This window comes from Nocardia sp. NPDC059180 (assembly GCF_042754945.1).
GTDB lineage: Bacteria > Actinomycetota > Actinomycetes > Mycobacteriales > Mycobacteriaceae > Nocardia.
In genome coordinates this window covers 260,495-282,403 of sequence record NZ_JBHZBU010000004.1, presented here as the reverse complement: position 1 = coordinate 282,403, position 21,909 = coordinate 260,495, and the positions used below count along the sequence as shown (strand labels likewise).

Genomic DNA, 21,909 nt, shown 5'->3' with positions numbered 1-21,909 from the left:
CTGGTGGCACGGTGGTTATGACGGGAAAGCCGTGCGCTGCGAGCCTAACGCCCACCGGGCTCAGTGAGTAACCGGCACTCCGAGTGCACCGCTGCCGAGCGCGACATGGGCCTGGTCACACCCGCCTGCCCACGCTGTAGGCGGCGGCCCGGTCGCGGACGTCCATCATGTAGCTCTCGGAACGGTTGTAGGTGAACAGCGCCTTGGACCAGCCTTCGGGTGAGGTGAGCACACCACCGCTGTCGCACAGATAGCGCGCGGCGGTGAGAGCGGCATCGTCGATGCTGTGCGGGTCGATCACGCCGTCACCGTTGGCGTCCACGCCCCAGCGCTGCCACGTCTCGGGGATGAACTGCAGTGGGCCGACGGCGCGATCGTGCACCGGATCGCCGTCGAGGGCGCCGTTATCGGTGTCGGCGATGCGCGCGACGCCGGGCGAACCGTCCAGTGCGATGCCGATGATCGGCGGATCGACGCGGCCGGTCTCGCTCACCGCGGAACCACGGTAGGTGCCGTGCTTGCTTTCCACACTGCCGATTCCCGCCAAGGTGGTCCAGGCAATGCCGCAGTCGGGCCTGGCTCGCACCATCACCGCGGCCGCGTACCCGTAGGCCTCGAGTGCGGGCACCGGGATCCGTAGCGTGTCGGCGTGTTCGGTCGCCCAGCTGTTCAACTGCGCGGCGGTGCGGCCGGGCGAGTCGATATCGATCAGGGGCAGTGGCGCACCGGGGCCCGGTGGCAGCCCTTCCGGGATCGGCACCAGGTCGCGGTCGATCCCGCAACCGGCGAGCACCAGCGCGGCGAGAGTCACGGCGATCGCGCCGGTCTTTTTCAAGAGCACCTTTCCATCATCCAGATCGGCGGGACCAGGGCGCGCGATCATGCGGGGAGCCTTGCCACTGGAAACCTCCCGAAAGGCCGCCGCGGCCAGGCTGTACTCGCCCTCGGCGAGCGCCGCGTCCTGATCGAGGGGCCGAGGCGGCACATGCGTCACCGACAGGTTTGCCGCACGTGGACCCGGCAATCCGGCAGGTAGGAGTCCCGAGTAGCAGAGGTACGCCGATATGACCGATGACGTGGAGAAACGCTGGTCCGACGACGGGACCTACCGGCGCGCCGCACTCTATGCGGCGTGCGTGATCGCGGTCGCGGCGATCGTCTTCGGCATCACCGCGTTCTGGGCGAGTGCGCACTGTGGTGAGCACGAGCCGCTGCTGTGTGATGTGCCCGCCCAATCAGCGGTGCTGATCGGGCCGACCGTGGTCGCTCTGCTCGGCGGGATCGGCGCGTTCGTGCAGACGCTGCGGCAATGGCGTCAGGGACGCAACTGGGTGATCTGGCAGGGCGCGGGGTGGTTCCTGTTCACGCTGACGATGTTCTACATCGCCGTGTCCGCCAGATCGGTCGGCGCGACCTGAGCAGTGTCACCGGCTATGCCACAGCCAGCGCGACAGCAAGCGTGGCCAGGCCTGCGAGGGTGGACAGCAGTCCGATCAGGTTGGACCAGAATTCGATTCGCGCTATCGATCGATGCCGTTTCCGGTGCTCGAAGTACCCGCTGGTGGGGATCCAGTCGCCGAGGAAGCACAAATCCGCGGTGCGCCGTTCGCGGGCGCCGATCGCGTGGGCGACAGCACCGGCCAGCAGCGCCACCACCGCGGCCGTGCTGAAGATCGCGATGAACGCAATGACGGTGGACTGATTCATGGAAACCCCCTGTGACCTCTGTTTCATCAGCAGTGTGACAGAGGGGTACGACACGTTCGGGGGCCGCGAACCGCGCTCCGGCGTACTCGGTCGGTGGACGCGGGTTCAGTGCAGGAGTTCGCGGGTGGCGGCGTGTTCCGGGTCGGCCAGAACGGTCGCGGTGGGGCCTGATTCGACTGGATCGCCATGGTCCAGGACGAGGATGCGGGGGCAATGCGCGGCGACGACGGCCATATCGTGGGTGATCAGAACCAGGGCGGTGCCGCGTTCGATGCGGATGCGGTCGAGCAGGGCCATGATCGAGTCGGCGGTGGCGTGGTCGAGTGCGGCGGTGATCTCGTCGCACAGCAGGACCGCCGGGTCGGCGGCGAGCGCACGAGCCAGCGCCACGCGTTGGCGCTGACCGCCGGAAAGTTCGTGCGGGTAGCGCGAGGCGAATGCGGGGTCGAGGTCGACCGACGTCAGCAGCGCGGTGATCTGTTCATGCAGTTGGGCTTTCGGCACTTTTCCGATGCGTCGCAGCGGGCGCTCGAGCGTCTGGGCGACGGTGCGGCGCGGGTTGAGTGCGGATTTCGGGTTCTGGGTGACGAGCTGGATGCCATTGCCCGCGTAGCGAGCCCGGCGCGCCGCGCCGATGGGCAGCGCGGCACCGTGCAGCTCGACTGAACCGGTGGCGTCACGATGCAGACCGGCCAGCACCCGGGCCAAGGTGGTTTTACCCGCGCCCGACGCGCCGACGACGGCCAGCGCGGACCCCGTGGCGAGCTCGAAATCAATACCGGACAGCACCGGACGGCCGGCGATCGAAGCCTCGATCCCCTTCGCACGCATCACGATGTGCTCGTTGCCCGTATCGGCCGCCGCGCGAATTTCGCGGGCGCCCACACTTCCCAGCTCCACCACCTGATCGGCGATGGAATGCACGGTGTCGGTGTCGTGCCCGGTGAGCAGTACCGTCACCTCGCCGGTCGCCGCGATATCCGCGATCACCCGCGCGATCTCGGCGCGCAGTGCGGCGTGCAACCCTGCGAAAGGTTCGTCCAGTACGAGAATTCCGGTTCGGCGGACCAGCGCACGCGCCAGCGCCACCCGGCGAAGCTGGCCGCCCGACATTTCACCGGGACGGCGGCTCAGGTGCTCGGCGGACAAGCCGACCCGCTCCAGCGTCGCGGTCAGCGCGGCGTCAGAGATTCCGCCGAGCCCACCGTCTCCGGTCGCATCCGCATGACGATGATGAGCTGGGCGGCCGTGATCGTCACGCGCGACTTCGGCGAGCAATGTCCGCACCCGCATGAGCGGGTTGAGCGCCGAGCCGGGATCCTGCCCGACGTAGGCGATACGGTCGCCCCGGAACGTGCGCAGCTGGGCCGCTCCCAGCGTCAGCACGTCCTTCCCAGCCACCATGAGGGTGCCTTCGACGCGTGCATTCGGCTCCGGCAACTGCCCGAGCAGCAATCGCAGCAACGTCGTTTTGCCACATCCCGATGGGCCGGTCAGTGCAGTGACACCGCCCGGACCCGCAGTGAAGGTCGTCGGGCCCAGCAGTTTCTGACCGTTCGACCCGACTACAACGACGGAGTTCACGACCACTGCGCTCGCCGCGTCATCCGGCAGAGGTGACGTATCACCGCTGGCAATCGGGTCGTCGTGCTGTCCGGTGGCGCCTGCCCGCCCGAACTCCGACACCGCAAGGTTCACGCTCACCGCCACGATCGCGATGGCCAGGCTCGGCGCCAGCGCCGCCCACGGGTTCAGCAGCAACCCGGAGGTGTTGTCGCGGACCATGACCGCCCAGTTGGTGGCGCCGAGTGTGGTGGGTAGTTGCAGGAAGGAGGCGGTGGCGACCAGGTACACACCGGCTACGAATCGCAGTCCGAGCTGGGCGGCGAAGACTTCACGCAGGTTCGGCATCATCTCCCGCAACACCAGATGCGGCAGTGTTTCACCGCTCGCCTGGGCCGCTTCCACATAGCCGCTGGTCGCCACGCCCGCTGCCGCGGCGGCGAATACGCGGGCGCAGTAGGGCGCGCCGAACAGCAGAGCGATCATGATCAGGCCGGCGACACCCGCGTCCGGCCATGAGGTCAGCACCAGCAGGATGCCGAGCACCGCGGGCAGCAGGATGACGAAATCCGTGCCGAGTTCGATCACCGCGCCCACCCTCGGGCGCAGCGCCGCCACCGCGCCGAGCACGCTCGCCACCACCGTCACGACCACCGCGATCACGGCGGCCGTCAGCAGCAGGCCCCAGCCGCCGTAGAGCAGGCGACTGAGCACATCCCGGCCCAGGCGGTCGGTACCGAGCAGCGCTGCGTCATCTGGTGCGGCGAACGGGATTCCCACCGGCTGCTCCGCCCCGCGCGAGGCCAGACTCGGGCCGAGTACCGCGAGCGCGACTATCAGCACAGCGGGAACGACCGCCGCGATCCGCCGCATGCTCATTGCTGAATCACCGCCGCGGTCGAGCGCGTTCGACCGGCTGTGCGAGCGACTCATAGCCGCCCCCGCACAGACCACGCCCGCACTGCGTCCGCGGCGGCCAGCATCACCATGATCACCACACCGGTCAAGGCGACGACCGCCGCGACCAACGTCGTGTCTCGATCGGCGACCGAAGCGGCCAGCAACGCCCCGAGCCCCGGATAGTTGAAGATCGTCTCCACCACGAGCGCTCCCCCGAGCAGCATGCCGACGGTGGTGGCGAAGCTGGCGACGATGGTCGGCAAGGCGAACGGCAACACGTGGCGAGTGAGCACGGTTCGCTCCGGAAGGCCGTCCAGTACCGCGGTTTCCACATGCGGCAGTCGACAAGCATCCGAGAGCGCGGCCCGCACTACTCTGGTGTTCCAGCCGATCTGCGGGATCGACAGCGCGAGCACCGGCAGCACGAGCATGTCCGGCGAGCCCGGGAAGCCGGAGCGGCCGGTGATCGTCACAGCGGGCAACCAGCCGGTGGCCAGCGAGAACACCAGGATCAGCAGCGTCGCCACCACGAACTCCGGCACCGCGACGGCGGTGGTCGTCGTCGGTTGCAGAGTGCGCCCGAGCACACCACGCGGACGTACCGACCACCATGCGCCCAGTGCCAGCGAAGCGAGGATCGTCAGGGCGAAGGCGATGCCGCCGAGCAACAGGGTCTGTGGGAAGGTACCTGCGAGTAGCTCACCCACCGACTTGCCGCGTGCGGTCTGCCCGAAATCGCCGGTCAGCACACCCGCCAGCCAGTCACCGAAACGCACCGGCAGCGGACGATCCAGCCCGAGTTCATGTTCCTTCGCCGCGACCGCCGCCTCGGTGGCGTCGCGGCCGAGCACCGCGCGTGCGGTACTGCCTGGCAGCAGATCGACGGCGACGAACACCGCCGCGAGCAGCACGATCAGCAGAGTGACGCGACGAAGCAGCAGCCGTGCGAACCGGGTCACGACAGCCAGGCGCGTTCCAGTTGCACCCGCGCGAAACCGCCGAGCGTGGGCAGCTCGTGCACCCTGGTCGTCGCGACATCGATACCGTCGGCCATACCCCACGCCAGGTAGCCACCGCGCTCGTACTGGATGCGTTGCAGTTCCCGCGAGGCCGCTGCCTGCTCGTCGACGTTCCGCGCGGCCAGCGCTTTCGCAGTCGCAGCGTCGAACGCCGCGTCGTGGAAGGCGGTTTCGTTGCGGTTGGACCCGCTCGACATGAGGTTGTTGGCGAAGAACAGCGTGGAATCGTTGGTGCCCCACGAGATCGTGTACAACGGCGCCGACAACCAGGTCTGGTCGTAGAAGGTGTTCGGTTCCTGCGTCACCACCTCGACCCGCAGCCCGATCTCGGCCAATTGGGTGGCGATCACCTGCGCCGACTCCACTTCGCCCGGCGCCTCGGCCTTGGTCACCAGCCGATAGCTGCGGCCGGTATCGAGCCCTGCCTCGCGCAGCAGCGTCTGCGCCCGGTCGATATCGCGGCCGCGTTGGGTGATCGTCGCGTCGTACAACGGGTCCGCGGTACCCAGAATGTCGTTGGCGATGGACCCGTATCCGGAATGCACTTGGTCGACCAGCGCGCCACGGTCGACGCCGAGGCGCACGGCGGTCCGCACCCGGGGATCGGCGAACGGCCCATCGGCGGTGCGCATCGCCACGCCCACGAGAGTGTCGTTCGGACGTCGCACGACCTGTAGATCACCTCGACCGGCGGCACTGCGGCCTGCGATGGCACCCACATTCGACGCCAGGTCGATCTGATTGCCGAGCACGGCATTGCCCAGCGCGGTCACGCTGTCGAACATGGTGACCTCGATAGCGTCCAGCAGCGCGGGCGTGCCGTGCCAGCGATCGTTGCGCGCCAATCGCGCGGTGCCGCCGTCGAAGGATTCCAGGCGGAATGGTCCGGTACCGATCGGCTGGGTGAAGTCGGTGGTGTCTTTCTTGACGGTGAAGCTCATCAGGCGCACGAGCAGCGGGATCTGCGAGTTGGCCTCGGGCATCGTCAGCACGATGTGGCCGGGGCCGTCGGAAGTGATGTCCTCCACGGCCGCAGGCATTTTCGACGGCCCCGCTTTCTCGCGCAGCCTGCGCAGCGACCACACCACGTCCTCGGACGTCACCGGCGAGCCGTCATGGAAGGTGGCGCCCTCCGCAAGGGTGAACCGCCAGCGCCTGCCCTCGGCGTCGGGTTCCCAGGCGGTGGCCAGCCGTGCAGCCACCGTCGGGCTCGCGGCGGGGATGGTGAGCGGGTCGTAGACCAGCGAGGCGATCAGGAAGTCGCTGTCATTGCTCAGGTTTGCGTGCGGATCACGCTCGATCCGCGCGGGTGTACCCAACGCGCCGACTCGCAGCGTCCCGCCCGGGCGTGGCGGGCCTGCCGATTCGGTCCCACTCGAACACGCGGCCGCCAGCAGCACGGCGCTCACGCCCACCCCTGATCGCAGGAGCTGTCGCCGGTTCAAACCCATTGCGCCGCCTTCCGTCCGAGCATGTCGACTCGGAAACCACTGGAGAAATGACCCAGGGAAGGCTAGCCTAATCGTGTTCTACGTCTCTCGACGGTCGATGCGCCAAATGGGTGATACCGCCCACTAGCTGCGCCTCGCCTCGGTTATGCTTCATCGCTATCCAAATGCCCGACTTAGGTATGCCTTGCTCTAGCTCGAGGGAAGCACTAGCTTCGCAGTTCGAATCGTCACCACTCGCTTTTCGACCCGATGCGAAGAAGGGAAACCCTGGTGAAAAGCGTTCTCTCCGAACGTAAGACGCTTCACCCCCAGATGATCGAACGACGCGAGCTCCCCCTGGCCGCCGGACGCGCGGTGCGCGAGCTGGCGCGTGCGATCCACGCCACACTCGGCCTCTCGGCCGGCGGCGTCGCGTGCACGCTCACCGCCCCGGCGCTCGTCGAGCAGGTCGAGGCCCGCGCCGGCGAGTTACCCGCCGTGGTACGCCATGCCATGCGCGCGCCGGCGACCTCGGCGGGGGCGACCGTCGTCAGCCGCCTTCCGCTCGACGACGCCGAATGCGGCCCCACCCCGCCCAGCTGGCGCGAAGCCGCACTGTGGAGCGGGGATTCGAGCACGCGGTCGTGTTCGTTCGAACTCGATATCGTCATGCTGCTGCTGGCCAGATCCGCCGGTGAACCGTTCGGCTGGCAGGGCCAGCAGGACGGCCGCCTGGTCAACAACATCGTCCCCGCGGCAGGCCACGAGCACGAACAATCCGGCGCCAGCAGCAAAACCCTGCTCAGCCCGCACACCGAGGACGCCTTCCACCCCGGCCGCGCTCACCTGCTGATGCTGTCGTGCCTGCGCAATCCCGACCGGGTCGGCACCACTGTCTCCTCGGTGCGGCAGGTCGAGTTGAGCGCGCGCCAGCGGCGGCTGTTGAGCACGCCGCTGCTGCCGATCCTGCCCGATGTCTCCTACGGCTCCGGCTACGATCGCGCGACCGCGACGCCGGTGCCGACCCTGTGGCGGTCCGACGAAAGCGATTGCCACACCGACGATCTGACCATGCGCTACGACCCCGCCTACACCCCGCTCGACGACGCCGATCCCGAATTCCGCGACGCCTACGCCCACCTCACCGACGAGCTCGAACGCGTCTGCGTCACTGCCTCGCTCGCGCCCGGCGAACTCCTACTGGTGGACAACGACGTCGCCGTGCACGGCCGGGTGCCGTTCACCGCCCGCTACGACGGCACCGACCGCTGGCTCAAACGAGTGAACATCCGGTTACCCGAACGACGCCGCCGTAGCGCCGAGGCCGGAGAGAATGGATACGGACAGCATTTGGTCCGCCCATTCCGGGCGGCCGGACCGGAAACGGTTCCGGCGGATGTAGAGCGGGACGGCACAGCACATGATCGAGGATCCTTTGAGCACGCGTGATCGAGTCACCCCGCTGCGGGTACTGAGCCGAAGCGACCTCGCCGACGTGCCGATCTCGCCGTCGGCCGTGGTGCGGGCGGTGGAAGATGCGTATCTCGCCTTCGCGTCGGGTGATTCGGACAATCCACGCAAGTTGAGCGTGGCGAACCCGGATGGCTGGTCGGTCTCCTACGCCATGCTCGGCCGCGACGGCAGGCGCCGGGTGGTTGCGATGAAGACCTCCTACAAGTTCGATCCCGGTCACGACCGCAGCACCAAGCGCTACTACACCACCATCACCCTCTACGACGACACCACCGGTGCGCCGATCGCGATGATGGACTGCTCGCGCGTCGGTGCGCTGCGTACGCCTGCCGTATCGGCGCTGCTTGTGCGCGAAACCGCGCGCCGCGACGCCGATTCCGTGCTGCTCATCGGCACCGGCACTCAGGGCCGCAATGCCCTGCCGCATCTGCTTGCCGCGAATCCGGGGCTGCGCAAACTCATGCTGTACGGGACCCATCCCGAGGGCATCGAGTCCGTGCATCGGCATCTGGCCGAGCATCATCCGCACGCGATGCTGGAAACCGTCGCCGATGCCCGCGAGGCCGCCGCGGCGGCGGACATCGTCCTCGCGACCGCCGGTCCCGGCACCGAGGTCGCGCTCGAATCCGGTGATCTGAAGGCGGGTTCGGTCGCGGTGCTCGTGGGGTACGGGCTGGCGCCCTCGACGCTCGGCGATGCCGACCGCGTGGTCGCCACCAGCGCTGCGCAGATGGCGGTGACCGGCATCGATATGGCGGGCCCGGACGGTGTGCTGCGCAGTGTCGACGCCGAACTCCCCCAGATCCTCAGCCGTCGTGCGGTGGCCCGGCGCTCGGACGAGGAGCGGATCTTCGTCTACAACAGCGGTCTGGTCCTCACCGATATCGCGGTCGCACATGCCCTGGCCGAACGCGCCATTGCCGAGGGCAGAGGCACGGAGGTACCGCTGTGGGATTGACGGAGGTGGATGCCGCAGGCGCACCGGTGAACTCCGGGGCGGCAGCGGATGAGGCCGGGCACCGCATGAGCGGCGGCACCGGCACCGGCACCGGCGGGATCACGGCGACACCTCTGCCCGCCCACCGCGACGAGTGGGAACAGCGTGTACTCGCCGAACCGAACCTGCTCGGCGATATCGCCTTCGCGGTGGGTGGTCCGTTCCACCTGATGTACCCGGCACGCGTCGCCCGCAATATCCGTGGCTTCCAGGAGGCGTTTACGCGGGCAGGCGTCGACGGTTTCGTCTACTTCGGCAAGAAGGCGAACAAGGCGGCGTGCGTGGCGCGGGCCTGCGCGGAGCAGGGTGCGGGCGTCGATGTGGCGAGCACCGGGGAGCTGACAGCAGCACTGGCGCAGGGTGTTCGCGGCTCCGAACTGATGGTGACCGGGCCGGAGAAGTCCGATGACCTGCTGTGGCTTGCCGCAAGACACCGTGCGGTGATCGCGGTGGACAGTGTCGGGGAGCTCGAGCGGATCGCCGCGCTCGGGTTCTCGGCGCGAGTGCTGCTTCGAGTGCTGCCACCCGCGTCGGCGAGTCGTTTCGGGATGACCGAGGCCGAGATCGAGCACGCCCTCACCGCCGCAACGGCCATGACCTCGGTGCGGCTGGAGGGCTTCAGCTTCCACTTGTCCGGCTACGACCCGGTGCCGCGCGCCGAACTGGCCGCCGACCTCGTCCGGCGGTGCCTGCACGCCCGGACGCTCGGTCACCCGGCGAGCACGATTTCGATCGGCGGCGGTTTCGGCGTGGACTACGTACCTGCCAGGGCGTGGTCGGATTTCACCGAAGACGCCAGCCGACGCTGGTTCCACACCGGCAAGAAGTTCGACAGCTACTACCCGTACCACTGTCCCGAACCGGGCCCGGCCATGCTCACCGCGATCCTGGGCCGCGACGGCCTGGCCGAGCACCTGCGCGGCAACGGCATCCGGCTCGCGATCGAGCCGGGCCGGGCGCTGCTGGACCGGGCGGGCAGCACCGTCTTCCGAGTGCAGGGCAGCAAGACGCGGCTCGCCCACGGGCATCCGTATCGCATCCTGACCGTGGACGGCAGCAGCCTCAGCTTGTCCGAGCAGTGGTTCGACAGCGAATATCTGCCCGATCCGGTGCTCTGGCCGCCGCGCGAAGGCACTGCCACACCGACCGTCGTCGGCGCGGCGACCTGCCTGGAATCGGACATGCTCAGCTGGCGCCGGATTCCGCTGCCCGGCCCGGCCGACACCGGCGATCTGCTCGTCTACCCGAATACCGCCGGCTATCAGATGGACTCCAACGAGTCCACGTTCCACGAATTACCCCTGCCGCCGAAGGTGGCGCTGCACGACGCGCCCGGCGGCAGATATCGATGGACGCTCGACGCGCACTGATCCGCGCCGTACCGACTGACCGACCCCGGCTCTGTGCCGGACAGTACCGACCGAGGAGACCTCCCATGCCGCTCGTCACGCGTGTGACGGACCTGATCGGCCGCACCCCGTTGTTCGAGCTGGCGGCCACCGCGACCGGAACCAGGCTGCTGCTCAAGCTCGAACAGTTCAATCCGACCGGTGCCGCCAAGATCCGGATGGCGCGCGAAATGGTGCTCGACGCCGAGCGAAGAGGTTTGCTGAACGATGGCGGGCATATCATCGAATCGACATCCGGCAACACCGGGCTCGGCCTGGCGGTGGTTGCCGCCGAACGCGGCTACCGCTTCACCGCGGTGGTCGACCACCACGCATGTAAGGACAAGCTGCGCGCGATGCGAGCAACGGGTGCGGAACTGGTGTTCGTCGCCGATGACGGTGACGACAACCTGGCCACCTCGGCACGGGAGGACCTTGCCGAGGCGATGGCTGCCGCGCAGGACGACGCGTTCTTCACCGAACAGCACAACAACGACGCCAATGCGGTCGGCTACTACGCGGTGGCCGAAGAGTTGCTGGACGATGTCGAGCGCGTCGATATCCTCCTGTCCGCGGTCGGCACCGGCGGTTCGCTGTTCGGCACCGCCACCCGATTGCGTCAGCTCGGATGCGTGCCAAGGGTCATCGGTGTCGAGCCGGTCGGCTCGATCGCCTTCGGCGGCCCGGGTGGGCCGTACTGGCAGTCCGGCACCGGCACGCCGCCGGGTGCGACCATCGGCACCGCCGTCGACTATTCGCTGCTCGATGAGGGCGTCAAGGTCACCGATGTGGCGGCCTTCGCCACCGCGCGTGCTGTAGCGGCCGAACTCGGGCTGATGCTCGGCGGTTCGGCCGGCGGCTCGGTGCACGCCGCGCTGACCCGGCTCGAGGAGTTCCCGCCCGGATCGACCGTGGTCACCATCGTCTGCGACGGCGGGGAGAAGTACCTCGACACCGTGTTCGACGACGACTGGATGCGCGCCCGCGACCTGCTCGACCCCGAAGCCGAACACGAGGTGCGGGACATGCTCGCGCGCTACACCCCCGCATCCCGCCGAGATCATCTGGTGGAGGCACGGTGAACCTGTCCGACTTCCGTGCCGACGGCAGGAGGCTCACCACCCTCGCGACGCCGATCGCGATGACGCAGCTGGCACAGATCGCGGTGTCCACCACGAATATCGCCTTGATGGGCAGCCTAGGGGTGCGCCAGGTCGCCGCGGGTGGTCTGGCGATCGTGCTGTTCAACCAGATCCGGACCATGTGCGTGGGGTTGATCACCGGCAGCGGCAACCAGATCGCGTCCGCGGTCAGCGCGGCGGGTAAACGCGGCGACTCCGCCGTAGGCGAGGTACGCGATGTGGTGCGATCCAGTTTCCTGATCGCGACCATCGCGGGCCTGCTCGGCGGGGTCGCGCTGGTCGGGCTCGGCTGGTCGCTGCAATGGCTGGGGCAGGACACCGGTGTGCTCGCCGACGCGCGGCCGATGATGATGGCGCTCGCGCCAGGTCTGCTGCCGTGTCTGTGGTTCCAGGTACTGCGGCAATACACCGTCGGAATGCAGCGTCCGCAGGCCCTGCTGCTGGTCACGCTGGGTTCGGTGGCGCTGAATCTGGTGCTGGCGCTGACCTTCATGCACGGCTGGGCGGGGCTGCCCGCGGTCGGGCTCACCGGTATCGGTGTGGCGACCTCGCTGGTTTTCCTGCTCACCTTCGGCGTCTTCTGGGCGATGGTGCGCCGCGACGCTGAACTCGGTGCGGGCCTGTCGCTGCGGCTGTGGCCGGTGCGGATGGCGACGGTGCGGGCGGAGTTGAAACTGGGCCTGCCGATCTCGCTCACCTATGGCTCCGAGGCGGGCATGTTCTCGGTGCTCGCGCTGGTGATGGGCAGTATCGGACCGGCGGCGCTGGCGGCGCACAACATCGTCTATCAGATCATCTACATCGTGTTCCAGGTCGCGATCGGCCTGTCACACGGTGCGTCGATCCTGGTCAGCCATGCCGTGGCGCGCGACGAGTTCGATCATGCGCGTGCGCTGGCGTGGCTGGCGCTGCGGCATGCCGCCGTGGTCGCCGCGGTCACCGGTATCGCGTACGTGATGGTGCCGAATCTGGTGTTGCGCCCGTTCCTGGATCCGGCCGATACCGCGACCATGGAGGTGGCACGGACCCTGCTGCTGATCGGCATCGTGTTGCAGTTCTTCGACGCCGCGCAGAACATCGGCACCGGGCTGCTGCGCGGCCTGAAGGCCACCAATGCCGGTTTCCGCTTGTCGCTGATCGGTTATTGGCTGGTCGGCCTGCCCACCGCGCTGCTGCTGGCGTTCCCGGCCGGGCTCGGCGCCGCGGGCGTGTGGTGGGGACTCACCGCCGGACTGGCCGCGACGGCCGTCCTCATGCTGCGGCGCTACTTCACCCTGCTCGACACGGCCGCGCGGGAGCATCCGGGGATGCTGCCCCAGGCACTGGGTACGCCCAGCTGAACCGCCGCTCCCAGCGGCCCGGCCGTAGGCGCTGCTGATAGTCGACGCCGGATGGGCCGTGGCCGCCGCACTGGGCGGTCACGCCGGGGTATTCGGCGTTCACGGCCGGGGCTTCGACGTTCACGGCCGGAGGCTTCGGCGGTCACGGCCGGAGGCTTCGGCGGTCACGGCCGGAGGCTTCGGCGGTCACGGCCAGCGCTGCCGCACGACCCCGGCGCGGTGTCGTGCGACAGTCGAGGCATCGCCCGAGCACGCCATTGCTAACCAGCGCGGCGGCATATTAGGCTAGCCTCACCATACCCAGAGTGGAGAGGAGTCGCCGTGCGCGTCGTCATTCTGTTCGGATCGGAGATGGGCACGGCCGAGGCCACCGCCGACAGCGTGGCCGACGAGCTCGCAGCCCACGACGTGTCGGTCTACGACATGACCGACTTCGATATCGACGATCTCGACGTGCGCGACTTCCACATCATCGTTTGCTCCACCTACGGCGACGGCGACCTGCCGACCGGCGCCGAGCCGTTCTTCGACGCGGTCGACGCCCGCCGACCGGACCTGACCGGCCTGCGTTTCGCGGTCTTCGGACTGGGCGATTCCGTCTACGGCGACACCTTCAACCGTGGCGGCGAGATCGCGGCCGAGAAGCTGACCGCATGCGGTGCGGTGCAGGTAGGTGAGCACGCACGCCACGACGCGTCTGCCGAGATCAAGGCCAAGGACATGGCACGCGAGTGGGCGCGCGGCCTCAGTATCACCGACGAGGCAGCGCTGACCCCGGCCTGATCGCGATGTGCATACCCGGCCGTATCGCACGTGTCGTCCGGCTGGTGGCCCAATCATCCTGGGCCGCTTGTCGGGGCCTGCCCGTAAACTGGGTCCCAGTGCGGCACAGCCCCGTCGCGCGCGCGTCGATTCATGAGGTGATGAACATGGCAGCCGGAGTCAGCCCTGCGCAACATCAGGACCCCTCGACCGATCATCCCGAGCTGGCCGTGCTGCCGCAATGGCCCACCGAGACCATCGCCGTGCTTGTCACCACCGATCCGGCGCCGCATGCGATTCCGGTGTCCTGGCCCGTTCGCGCCGGCGACCGCACCATCCTGCTGAGCCTGAAGTTCGATCGCGGTTCGCTGGCCCGGCTACGGGAACGCCCCGACGTCGCGCTGCTGATCCTCGGCGGCGGCAATGTCGCGCTGTGTGCGCGTGGTACCGCGAAGGTGATCGCGGAGGAGATGCCCGAGGCAAGCGACTATGTCGCGGTGCGCATCGACGTCGCCGTGATCGACGACCATCGCCAGTCGGCATTCGCGGTGGATACCGGGATTCAGCGCACCGTGCTCGACGACACCGAACTGCACGCGCTCGAAGGCCGCGTGGCGACCCTGAAGTCGTGGGCCGACAGCCAGAACTGAACGACGGCAGCGATATCGGCCGTTCGGCCATAATCGTGAGCAAGGGCGGGGCGTCAGCGCCGCGAGGAAGGGGAACATGAGCGTCACACTGGCCAAAGGCGGCAATGTCTCGCTGTCCAAGCAGGCCCCGAATCTGACCAAGGTCACGGTCGGGCTGGGCTGGGATGTGCGGACGAGTACCGGCGCCGACTACGACCTGGACGCCAGCGCGCTGGCCACCGGTCCCGACCTGAAAGTCCTGTCGGACCTGCATTTCGTCTTCTACAACAACCTGCGTTCGCCGGAGGGATCCATCGAGCACACCGGTGACAACCTCACCGGTGAGGGCGAGGGCGACGACGAGGTGATCAACGTCGATCTGGTGGCCACCCCGCCGTCGATCACCAATATCTTCTTCCCGGTGTCCATTCACGAGGCCGATGCACGCAGGCAGTCCTTCGGCCAGGTGCGCAACGCCTATATCCGGGTGACGGACACCAGTACCGGCGCCGAACTGGCCCGTTACGACCTCAGCGAGGACGCATCCACCGAGACCGCCATGGTCTTCGGCGAGCTCTACCGCCACAACGGCGAATGGAAGTTCCGCGCCATCGGTCAGGGCTACGCCTCCGGGCTGGCGGGCATCGCCCGCGACTACGGCGTGAATATCTGAGACGAGCACCACGTAAGACGGCGGGTGCGTGAGGATTTCACGCACCCGCCGTTGCTTTACGCGCCGACCAGATCCCGGTCCGGTTCGCCGGTGTCCGCGCTTTCCCGAATACCGAAGCGGTCGTGCAGCTTCCGCAGCGGTCCCGGCGCCCACCAGGTCCAGCGGCCGCCGAGTTTCATGGTGGCGGGAAGCAGGAACCCACGGATCAAGGTCGCATCGGCCAGGACGGCCAGCGGCAGACCGATACCGAACGCCTTCATGAAGGTGATGTCGGAAACCAGGAACCCGAGGAACACCACCGAGATGAGAACGGCGGCAGCGGTGACGATCCGGCCGATCCGCTCCAACCCGACCGCGACCGCGGCGGTGCTGTCACCGGTGCGCTCGTACTCCTCGCGGATGCGAGAGAGCAGGAACACCTGGTAATCCATGGCCAGACCGAACGCGACGCCGAACAGCATGATCGGCACGGTCGAGGCCAGCGTCCCGGTGACGGTGAAGCCGAGCAGATCCGACAGATGTCCATCCTGGAAGATCCAGACCAGCGCGCCGAAGGTCGCCGTGAGGCTCAGGCAGCTCAACAGCACCGCGACCACCGGCAGGAAGACGCTGCCGGTCAGCAGGAACAGCAGGATCAGCATCATCGCCAGCACCACGCCCAGCGCGATCGGCAGCCGGTCGAGCAGCGCGTCGGTGGCGTCGACACTCACCGCCGCCACACCGCCGACCAGCACCTCCGATGGCGCGTCGGCGTTGCGGATGGCGCCGACGAGATCCTCGAGCACCGTCGCGTCATCGGTGGAGGGCACCACCGACAGATACACTCCGTCACCGCCGGCGAACCGGGCGTTGAGCTCGGTCGCGGGCGCGACCTGTGCACCGTCGGCGTAACTGCCGCTGACGGTGTCGACCCGCTGCACATCGGGCAGCGCCGACAACCGCTGCGCGTACTCCGGCACCCCCGAACCACCCTGCGGCAGTACCACACTCAACGAGCTCTGCTCACTGGTGTCGAAATCCGCGCGCACCGTTTCGGCCACCTGCCGTGATGAGGACGCCTCCGGCATCGACCTCTCATCCGGGTAGCCGAGCTTCAGCCCGAGGAACGGTGCGCCGAGGAACAGCAGCAGCACCGTCACCGTGATCGCCACTGTGCCCGGCCTGCGCATCACGAACATGGCCAGCCGATGCCAGCGGCCTTCGTGCAGTTCCCGGGATTCGTTCTTGCGGCGACGGATTCGCCATTTATCGACGCGGGTGCCCAGTATCGCCAGCAGCGCGGGCAGCACGGTGAGCGAACTCAGCGCGGCGATCAGCGCCACCGCGATACCCGCGTAGCCGACCGAGCGCACGGCGAGCAGCGGGAAGAACACCAGTCCCGACAGTGCGACGGCCACGGTGACCGCGGAGAACGCGACGGTGCGTCCCGCGGAGTTCATCGTGTTGCGCAGCGCCTGCCCCGGTTCGACTCCCGCCTCGAGTTCCTCGCGATACCGGCTGACGATCAGCAGGCTGTAGTCGATCGCCAGACCCAGTCCGAGCAGGGTCACGACATTGATGGCCAGTGCGTTCAGATCCGTGACCCCGGCCAGCAACCACATGGCGCCCATGGTGAGCAGCACCGTCACCATCGCGACCGCCAGCGGCAGCAGCGCGGCCATCACACTGCCGAACACCAGCACCAGTGCGATCAGAGTGATGGGGAAGGCGATGGATTCACCCGTGACCGCGTCCTTCTCGGACTGCTCCACCATCTCGTGCTGCAACATGGCGTAGCCGCCGACCTGCACATCCAGACCGTCACGGATGCCGGAGTAGCGCGGCTCCAGGTCGGTGATCTGGTCCTCGACCGCGTCGTCATCGCCCAGGATCGTGGCCACCGCCAGCCCTTTGGAGCCGTCGGCGCTGCGCAGAGCGGGCGGTTGCCCGGAGGTCCAGTAGGAGGTCACGCCCGTGACGTCGTCCTCCCCGGACAGCCGCTGCACCAGCGCCGTTGCCGCCGCGACCACCCCCGCGTCGTCGACCGAACCCGGCGCATCGACCAGCAGCACCAGGTTCGGCTGGCCCTGCCCGAACTGGTCGCGCAGCACCTCGGCCGCCACCCCGGATTCGGCACCCGGATCGTTGAATCCGCCGCCCTTCAGTTTGTCGAACAAGGTCGAACTGCCTGCTCCGGCCAACATGAGCAGTACCGCGAAGAGAATCAGCACGGCGCGTCTGCGCCGCATGATGAGATCGATCAGTCCCGCCGGCATCACTGCCTCCTAGTCGCGTCATTGCGGGTGGATACACGACTCGGACGAGATAGGCGACGCTGATGTGATGGGTTGCGGCTCGGCTGCGGTGCAGGTCACAGTGCCGGGATGGGCACCGGGCCGGTCAGCGCGCGGTCGGCCAGTACCGGCGCCAGGCGGCGGCGTCGAGTGGAGCGCGGGTGCCGCGGTCGGCTTCGGCGGCGTCTTCGGCAGTGCGGATGGCGTCGGCGAAGGCGAGCGTGGCCTTGCGTAACCGTTCCTCGGCACTGTCGCGACCACCGAGGCGGACCATGCGCAGGGCAGGCGGAATCAGATCTTCCGGCAGTCCCGCCCGGTTACTGCGGTCCCTGACCTTCTCCGCCAATGCCAGTGCGGGCTGGGCCATGGCGATGCCGTCGAGGCAGGACCGGCGAGCCTTCTCCGCGGTCTTGCGTTCCTCCCACGCCTTTTCCTGCGCGGCGATCTTCTCCTCGACCCCGGCATCGGGCGGCAGTTCGGAGGCGCCCAGATGGGGGCTGCGGTTGATCAGCTTCGCGACCAGCGCGGCGGCCACATCGTCGACGGTGAACTCCCCCGCAGCTTGGGCGATGCGGGAGTGGAACAGCACCTGCAGCAGCAGATCGCCGAGTTCTTCCTTGATGGTCTCGGCGTCCTCGTGCTGGATGGCGTCGAGCAGCTCGTAGGTCTCCTCGAGCAGGTAGGGGCGCAGCGAATCATGGGTCTGGGTGGATTCCCAGCCGCCGAAATGCCACAGCCGATCCATGACCTCGACCGCGTCGGCCAGCCCGGCCGCGAGTGTCGCGGTATCGGACTCCAGTCGCAGCGCGTCGGGCACGGACCGCGCATCGGGTGTCGGGTTCATCGGGCCGCCGAGACCTCGGTGGCGACGGTGAGGTCGACCGCGCCCTGCGCCTTGCCATCCAACGCCAGCAGCAGGTCGGCGAGGTATTGCAGGAGCGGCACGTCACGCAACCGGTCCGCGCCCACGCTGTCCTGGACGCGCGGCAGCGGCACGCCGACCACGCCGCTGGCGGCCTTGTAGGTGGCGCTGGGGTAGATCCGCTTGAGCCGCAGCTGCTTGGAATCGGGCAGGTTCAGCGCCGAGATCTTCACCGTGGTGCCGGTGACCGCGATCTCGGTGACGTCGTATTCGCGGGCCAGCAGTCGCAGCTTGGCCACCGACACCAGCCTGCCGACCTCCACCGGTAGCGGGCCGTACCGGTCGACGAGTTCCTCCACCACAGCGGCCAGCGCCGGATCATCCTGTGCGGCAGCCAGTTTGCGGTACGCCTCGAGCCGCAGCCGATCGCTGGTGATGTAGTCGGGCGGAATGTGCGCGTCCACCGGCAGGTCGATGCGCACCTCCTTGGTTTCCTCGGTGGTGATCGGTTTACCGTCGGCGGCGGCGCGATAAGCCTCGACGGCCTCGCCGACCAGCCGGACATAGAGATCGAAACCGACGCCGGCGACATGCCCGGACTGCTCGGCACCGAGCACATTGCCCGCGCCGCGGATCTCCAAGTCCTTCATCGCCACGGCCATACCGGCACCGAGATCGGAGTTCTGCGCGATGGTGGCCAGCCGGTCGTAGGCGGTTTCGGTGAGCGGCTTCTCCGGCGGGTACAGGAAGTAGGCGTAACCGCGTTCGCGGCTGCGACCGACCCGGCCGCGCAGCTGATGCAGCTGAGACAGGCCGAGGGTGTCGGCGCGTTCCACGAGGAGGGTGTTGGCGTTGGAGATGTCGAGGCCGGTTTCGATGATGGTGGTACACACCAGCACGTCGAACTCGCGCTGCCAGAAACCCTGCACGGTGCTTTCGAGGGTGTCCTCGTTCATCTGTCCGTGCGCGACCACCACCCGCGCCTCCGGAACCATATCGCGAATCCGCTTGGCGGCCTTGTCGATCGAGGACACCCGGTTGTGCACGTAGAAGACCTGGCCGTCGCGCAGCAACTCGCGCCGGATGGCGGCGGTGACCTGCTTATCGCTGTACCCGCCGACGTAAGTCAGCACCGGATGACGTTCCTCCGGCGGGGTGAGGATGGTCGACATCTCCCTGATGCCCGCCAGGCTCATCTCCAAGGTGCGCGGGATCGGGGTCGCGGACATGGTGAGGACGTCGACGTGGGTGCGCAGCGCCTTGATGTGTTCTTTGTGCTCCACACCGAAACGCTGTTCCTCGTCGACGACGACCAGGCCGAGGTCCTTCCAGCGCACGCCGGTCTGCAACAGCCGGTGGGTGCCGACGACGATATCGACCTCACCAGCGGCCATGCCCTCGAGCACCTCGCGCGATTCGGCGGGGTCGGTGAACCGCGACAAGCCCTTGACCGTGACCGGGAAGCCCGCGACGCGTTCGGTGAACGTCTGTAGATGCTGCTGAGCCAGCAGCGTCGTCGGCACCAGCACGACGACCTGCTTACCGTCCTGCACCGCCTTGAACGCCGCTCGCACCGCGATTTCGGTCTTGCCGTAGCCGACGTCACCGCAGACCACCCGGTCCATCGGAACCGCCTTCTCCATATCCGATTTCACATCGGTGATGGCGGTCATCTGGTCGACGGTCTCGGTGAACGCGAACGCGTCTTCCATCTCCTGCTGCCACGGGGTGTCCGGGCCGAAGGCGTGACCGGGCGCCGCCTGCCGCGCAGCATAGAGCTGCACCAGCTCACCGGCGATCTCACGCACCGCCTTGCGGGCCTTGCGCTTGGTGTTGGCCCAGTCCGAGCCGCCAAGCTTGGACAGGCTCGGCATCTCGCCGCCGACATAGCGCGAGAGCTGGTCCAGCGATTCCATCGGCACGAACAGCCGATCGCCGGGCTGGCCGCGCTTACCGGGTGCGTACTCGATGACGAGGTATTCCCGACGGGCACCGCCGACGGTGCGTTCGATCATCTCGACGAACCGGCCGATGCCGTGCTGATCGTGCACCACCATGTCGCCCGCGTTGAGCGCCAGCGGATCGACCTGGTTGCGGCGTTTGGCAGGCAGCCGCTTGCCCTCGGTGGGTGCGGTGACCCGGTTGCCGGTGAGATCGGATTCGGCGACGACGACCAGGCCGGCATCGTCGAAGATGATCCCGTCGTGCAGCGAACCGCACAGCACACCGACCACGCCCACCTCGGGCTCGGCGCCCGTATCCAGCGCGGCGGCGGGCACGTCGGCGTCGGCGAGGCGTTCCAGCACGCGCTGCGCGGTTCCGTGACCGGCCACCACCACGACCGCCCGGCCACCGGTGGTGACATGCGCGCGCAGCGAGGCGAAGATCGTCGCGACCAGCTCTTCCGAACCCCGCGCGGCAGGGCCGGCCAGTACCGGAAGCACAACCTCGGCCGGATCACCCGAGGTCAGCGGGCTCAGCGTCCACCACGGCAGATCCTGTTCGGTGGCGCTGTCGTGGATGTCGGGCAGCGAACGGTAGGCGGAGGCGGCCAGGTCGAGACCATGGCCGCCGAGCGGTGCGTCGCCGCCGAACGAAGCCGCGGTCCAGGACGCCTCGAGGAATTCGGCGCCGGTGCGCATCAGGTCGGCGGCGCGGGTGCGGATCTTCTCCGGATCGCACAGCAGCAGATGGGTGCCCTCGGGCAGTTCCTCGGTGAGCAGGCTCAGCCGGCCCGGTTGCAGCACCGGCAGCAGCGCTTCCATGCCGTCGACCGGGATGCCCTGCGACAGCTTCTCCAGCATCTCCACCAGCGCCGCGTCGGCGGAATTGGTGGCTGCCACCTCACCGGCGCGATCCCGGACGGCCTCGGTCAGCAGCAGTTCCCGGCAGGGCGGCGCGACCACGACATCGACGCTGAGTTCGGCCAGTGAGCGCTGATCAGCGACGGAGAACGGGCGCAGTTCGCTGACCTCGTCGCCCCACATCTCCACGCGGACCGGATGATCGGCGGTCGGCGGGAAGACGTCGAGGATGCCGCCGCGCACCGCGAACTCACCGCGTTTGCCGACCATGTCGACCCGGGTGTAAGCGAATTCGACCAGGCGGGTGAGCAATTCGTCGAAGTCGGTCTCGGTGCCGACCCGCAGCACGATCGGTGCGATCTCACCGAGCCCCGACGCCATCGGCTGCATCAGCGACCGCACGGTGGTCACCACGACGCGCAGCGGTTCCGGGAACACCGGATCTTCCGGGTGCGCCAGCCTGCGCAGCACGGCGAGCCTGCGGCCGACGGTGTCGGCGCCGGGTGAGAGCCGCTCATGCGGCAGCGTCTCCCAGGACGGGAACTGCGCGACGGCCTCACCCAGGATCTCGGTCAACTCGACGGTCAGATCATCGGCCTCGCGCCCGGTGGCCGTCACCACCACCACAGGGTTGCTCGCGGCCACCGTCCCCGCCACGAACGCACGCACCGCGGCAGGCGCGACCAGCTCCACCCGCGACGTGCCGACCAGGTCGGATACGGTCCGCAGCGCGATATCGGCGCCGGCCGCGGCGGCCAGGCCCGCCAGAGGTGGACGTGGGGCAGACATGCTCAACTCCTACAAGCGAACGGGCGAATCGACCGGCCTGTGTCATTTTGCCGCTCCTTCGTCGCGGCGTGTTGGCGGCCCCCTTGTGGCTCGGGACGCAACCCGACACAACGGCCCGTCGACCCCAATTTTCGAGCGAAGCGAGACCGAGCATAGAG

Annotated in this window: 17 protein-coding genes; 9 read left to right on the top strand and 8 right to left on the bottom strand. The window is 68.2% G+C overall.

What is annotated here, in order from left to right:
- Positions 1-115: 115 nt before the first annotated feature.
- The gene (locus tag ACFXNW_RS15335) at positions 116-883 is read right to left on the bottom strand and encodes a lytic transglycosylase domain-containing protein (protein WP_379418653.1); all 768 of its coding nucleotides are present in this window, start codon (positions 881-883) and stop codon (positions 116-118) included.
- A gap of 181 nt (positions 884-1,064) precedes the next feature.
- Here ACFXNW_RS15335 and ACFXNW_RS15330 point away from each other — a divergent pair, with 181 nt between their 5' ends.
- Positions 1,065-1,418 (top strand): hypothetical protein, encoded by a 354-nt coding sequence (locus ACFXNW_RS15330; RefSeq protein ID WP_379418310.1) that lies wholly within the window; start codon positions 1,065-1,067, stop codon positions 1,416-1,418.
- A 13-nt stretch (positions 1,419-1,431) separates the two neighbouring features.
- Here ACFXNW_RS15330 and ACFXNW_RS15325 read toward each other — a convergent pair whose 3' ends face one another.
- The 4 genes from ACFXNW_RS15325 to ACFXNW_RS15310 form a co-directional block, all read right to left on the bottom strand.
- A complete protein-coding gene (locus ACFXNW_RS15325; protein WP_379418309.1) occupies positions 1,432-1,707 on the bottom strand; it encodes a hypothetical protein in 276 nt (91 codons plus the stop codon).
- Positions 1,708-1,812: 105 nt separating this feature from the next.
- Positions 1,813-4,149 (bottom strand): ATP-binding cassette domain-containing protein, encoded by a 2,337-nt coding sequence (locus ACFXNW_RS15320; RefSeq protein ID WP_379418308.1) that lies wholly within the window; start codon positions 4,147-4,149, stop codon positions 1,813-1,815.
- 50 nt (positions 4,150-4,199) lie between these two features.
- Positions 4,200-5,129 carry an ABC transporter permease gene (locus ACFXNW_RS15315; RefSeq protein ID WP_379418307.1) on the bottom strand — a complete coding sequence of 310 codons (930 nt, stop codon included), beginning with the start codon at positions 5,127-5,129 and terminating at the stop codon, positions 4,200-4,202.
- Entirely contained in the window at positions 5,126-6,640 is a 1,515-nt protein-coding gene (locus ACFXNW_RS15310; RefSeq protein ID WP_379418306.1) for an ABC transporter substrate-binding protein, read from the bottom strand. The genes ACFXNW_RS15315 and ACFXNW_RS15310 overlap by 4 nt, the downstream gene beginning before the upstream one ends.
- Before the next feature lie 270 nt (positions 6,641-6,910).
- Here ACFXNW_RS15310 and ACFXNW_RS15305 point away from each other — a divergent pair, with 270 nt between their 5' ends.
- The 8 genes from ACFXNW_RS15305 (at position 6,911) to ACFXNW_RS15270 (ending at position 15,023) form a co-directional block, all read left to right on the top strand.
- Positions 6,911-8,068 carry a TauD/TfdA family dioxygenase gene (locus tag ACFXNW_RS15305; RefSeq protein ID WP_379418305.1) on the top strand — a complete coding sequence of 386 codons (1,158 nt, stop codon included), beginning with the start codon at positions 6,911-6,913 and terminating at the stop codon, positions 8,066-8,068.
- Entirely contained in the window at positions 8,040-9,050 is a 1,011-nt protein-coding gene (locus ACFXNW_RS15300) for an ornithine cyclodeaminase family protein (RefSeq protein ID WP_379418304.1), read from the top strand. The genes ACFXNW_RS15305 and ACFXNW_RS15300 overlap by 29 nt, the downstream gene beginning before the upstream one ends.
- Positions 9,047-10,459 (top strand): alanine racemase, encoded by a 1,413-nt coding sequence (locus tag ACFXNW_RS15295; RefSeq protein ID WP_379418652.1) that lies wholly within the window; start codon positions 9,047-9,049, stop codon positions 10,457-10,459. The genes ACFXNW_RS15300 and ACFXNW_RS15295 overlap by 4 nt, the downstream gene beginning before the upstream one ends.
- Before the next feature lie 65 nt (positions 10,460-10,524).
- Positions 10,525-11,559, top strand: a complete 1,035-nt coding sequence (locus tag ACFXNW_RS15290; protein WP_379418303.1) for a PLP-dependent cysteine synthase family protein — start codon at positions 10,525-10,527, stop codon at positions 11,557-11,559.
- A complete protein-coding gene (locus tag ACFXNW_RS15285) occupies positions 11,556-12,959 on the top strand; it encodes an MATE family efflux transporter (protein WP_379418302.1) in 1,404 nt (467 codons plus the stop codon). Before ACFXNW_RS15290 ends, ACFXNW_RS15285 begins: the two co-directional genes overlap by 4 nt.
- Before the next feature lie 321 nt (positions 12,960-13,280).
- Complete coding sequence (locus ACFXNW_RS15280) at positions 13,281-13,742, top strand: flavodoxin domain-containing protein (RefSeq protein ID WP_379418301.1); 462 nt, start codon at positions 13,281-13,283, stop codon at positions 13,740-13,742.
- A gap of 146 nt (positions 13,743-13,888) precedes the next feature.
- Positions 13,889-14,371 carry a hypothetical protein gene (locus ACFXNW_RS15275; RefSeq protein ID WP_379418300.1) on the top strand — a complete coding sequence of 161 codons (483 nt, stop codon included), beginning with the start codon at positions 13,889-13,891 and terminating at the stop codon, positions 14,369-14,371.
- Between the two features lie 76 nt (positions 14,372-14,447).
- The gene (locus tag ACFXNW_RS15270) at positions 14,448-15,023 is read left to right on the top strand and encodes a TerD family protein (protein WP_379418299.1); all 576 of its coding nucleotides are present in this window, start codon (positions 14,448-14,450) and stop codon (positions 15,021-15,023) included.
- Positions 15,024-15,079: 56 nt separating this feature from the next.
- On the opposite strand, the gene ACFXNW_RS15265 is transcribed toward ACFXNW_RS15270, so the two are convergent.
- From ACFXNW_RS15265 to mfd, 3 genes are all read right to left on the bottom strand, one after another.
- Positions 15,080-17,278 (bottom strand): MMPL family transporter, encoded by a 2,199-nt coding sequence (locus ACFXNW_RS15265; RefSeq protein WP_379418298.1) that lies wholly within the window; start codon positions 17,276-17,278, stop codon positions 15,080-15,082.
- Positions 17,279-17,402: 124 nt separating this feature from the next.
- Positions 17,403-18,140, bottom strand: coding sequence for a MazG family protein (locus ACFXNW_RS15260; RefSeq protein ID WP_379418297.1), 738 nt, complete (start codon positions 18,138-18,140; stop codon positions 17,403-17,405).
- A complete protein-coding gene (mfd, locus tag ACFXNW_RS15255; RefSeq protein WP_379418296.1) occupies positions 18,137-21,751 on the bottom strand; it encodes a transcription-repair coupling factor in 3,615 nt (1,204 codons plus the stop codon). The genes ACFXNW_RS15260 and mfd overlap by 4 nt, the downstream gene beginning before the upstream one ends.
- Positions 21,752-21,909 lie beyond the last annotated feature (158 nt).

Bases quoted from the DNA above. Each gene is read 5' to 3' on its own strand.
- ACFXNW_RS15335 (WP_379418653.1), bottom strand. From the start codon at position 883: ATGATCGCGCGCCCTGGTCCCGCCGATCTGGATGATGGAAAGGTGCTC.
- ACFXNW_RS15330 (WP_379418310.1), top strand. From the start codon at position 1,065: ATGACCGATGACGTGGAGAAACGCTGGTCCGACGACGGGACCTACCGG.
- ACFXNW_RS15325 (WP_379418309.1), bottom strand. From the start codon at position 1,707: ATGAATCAGTCCACCGTCATTGCGTTCATCGCGATCTTCAGCACGGCC.
- ACFXNW_RS15320 (WP_379418308.1), bottom strand. From the start codon at position 4,149: ATGAGCATGCGGCGGATCGCGGCGGTCGTTCCCGCTGTGCTGATAGTC.
- ACFXNW_RS15310 (WP_379418306.1), bottom strand. From the start codon at position 6,640: ATGGGTTTGAACCGGCGACAGCTCCTGCGATCAGGGGTGGGCGTGAGC.
- ACFXNW_RS15300 (WP_379418304.1), top strand. From the start codon at position 8,040: ATGATCGAGGATCCTTTGAGCACGCGTGATCGAGTCACCCCGCTGCGG.
- ACFXNW_RS15290 (WP_379418303.1), top strand. From the start codon at position 10,525: ATGCCGCTCGTCACGCGTGTGACGGACCTGATCGGCCGCACCCCGTTG.
- ACFXNW_RS15275 (WP_379418300.1), top strand. From the start codon at position 13,889: ATGGCAGCCGGAGTCAGCCCTGCGCAACATCAGGACCCCTCGACCGAT.
- ACFXNW_RS15270 (WP_379418299.1), top strand. From the start codon at position 14,448: ATGAGCGTCACACTGGCCAAAGGCGGCAATGTCTCGCTGTCCAAGCAG.
- ACFXNW_RS15265 (WP_379418298.1), bottom strand. From the start codon at position 17,278: ATGCCGGCGGGACTGATCGATCTCATCATGCGGCGCAGACGCGCCGTG.
- ACFXNW_RS15260 (WP_379418297.1), bottom strand. From the start codon at position 18,140: ATGAACCCGACACCCGATGCGCGGTCCGTGCCCGACGCGCTGCGACTG.
- mfd (WP_379418296.1), bottom strand. From the start codon at position 21,751: ATGTCTGCCCCACGTCCACCTCTGGCGGGCCTGGCCGCCGCGGCCGGC.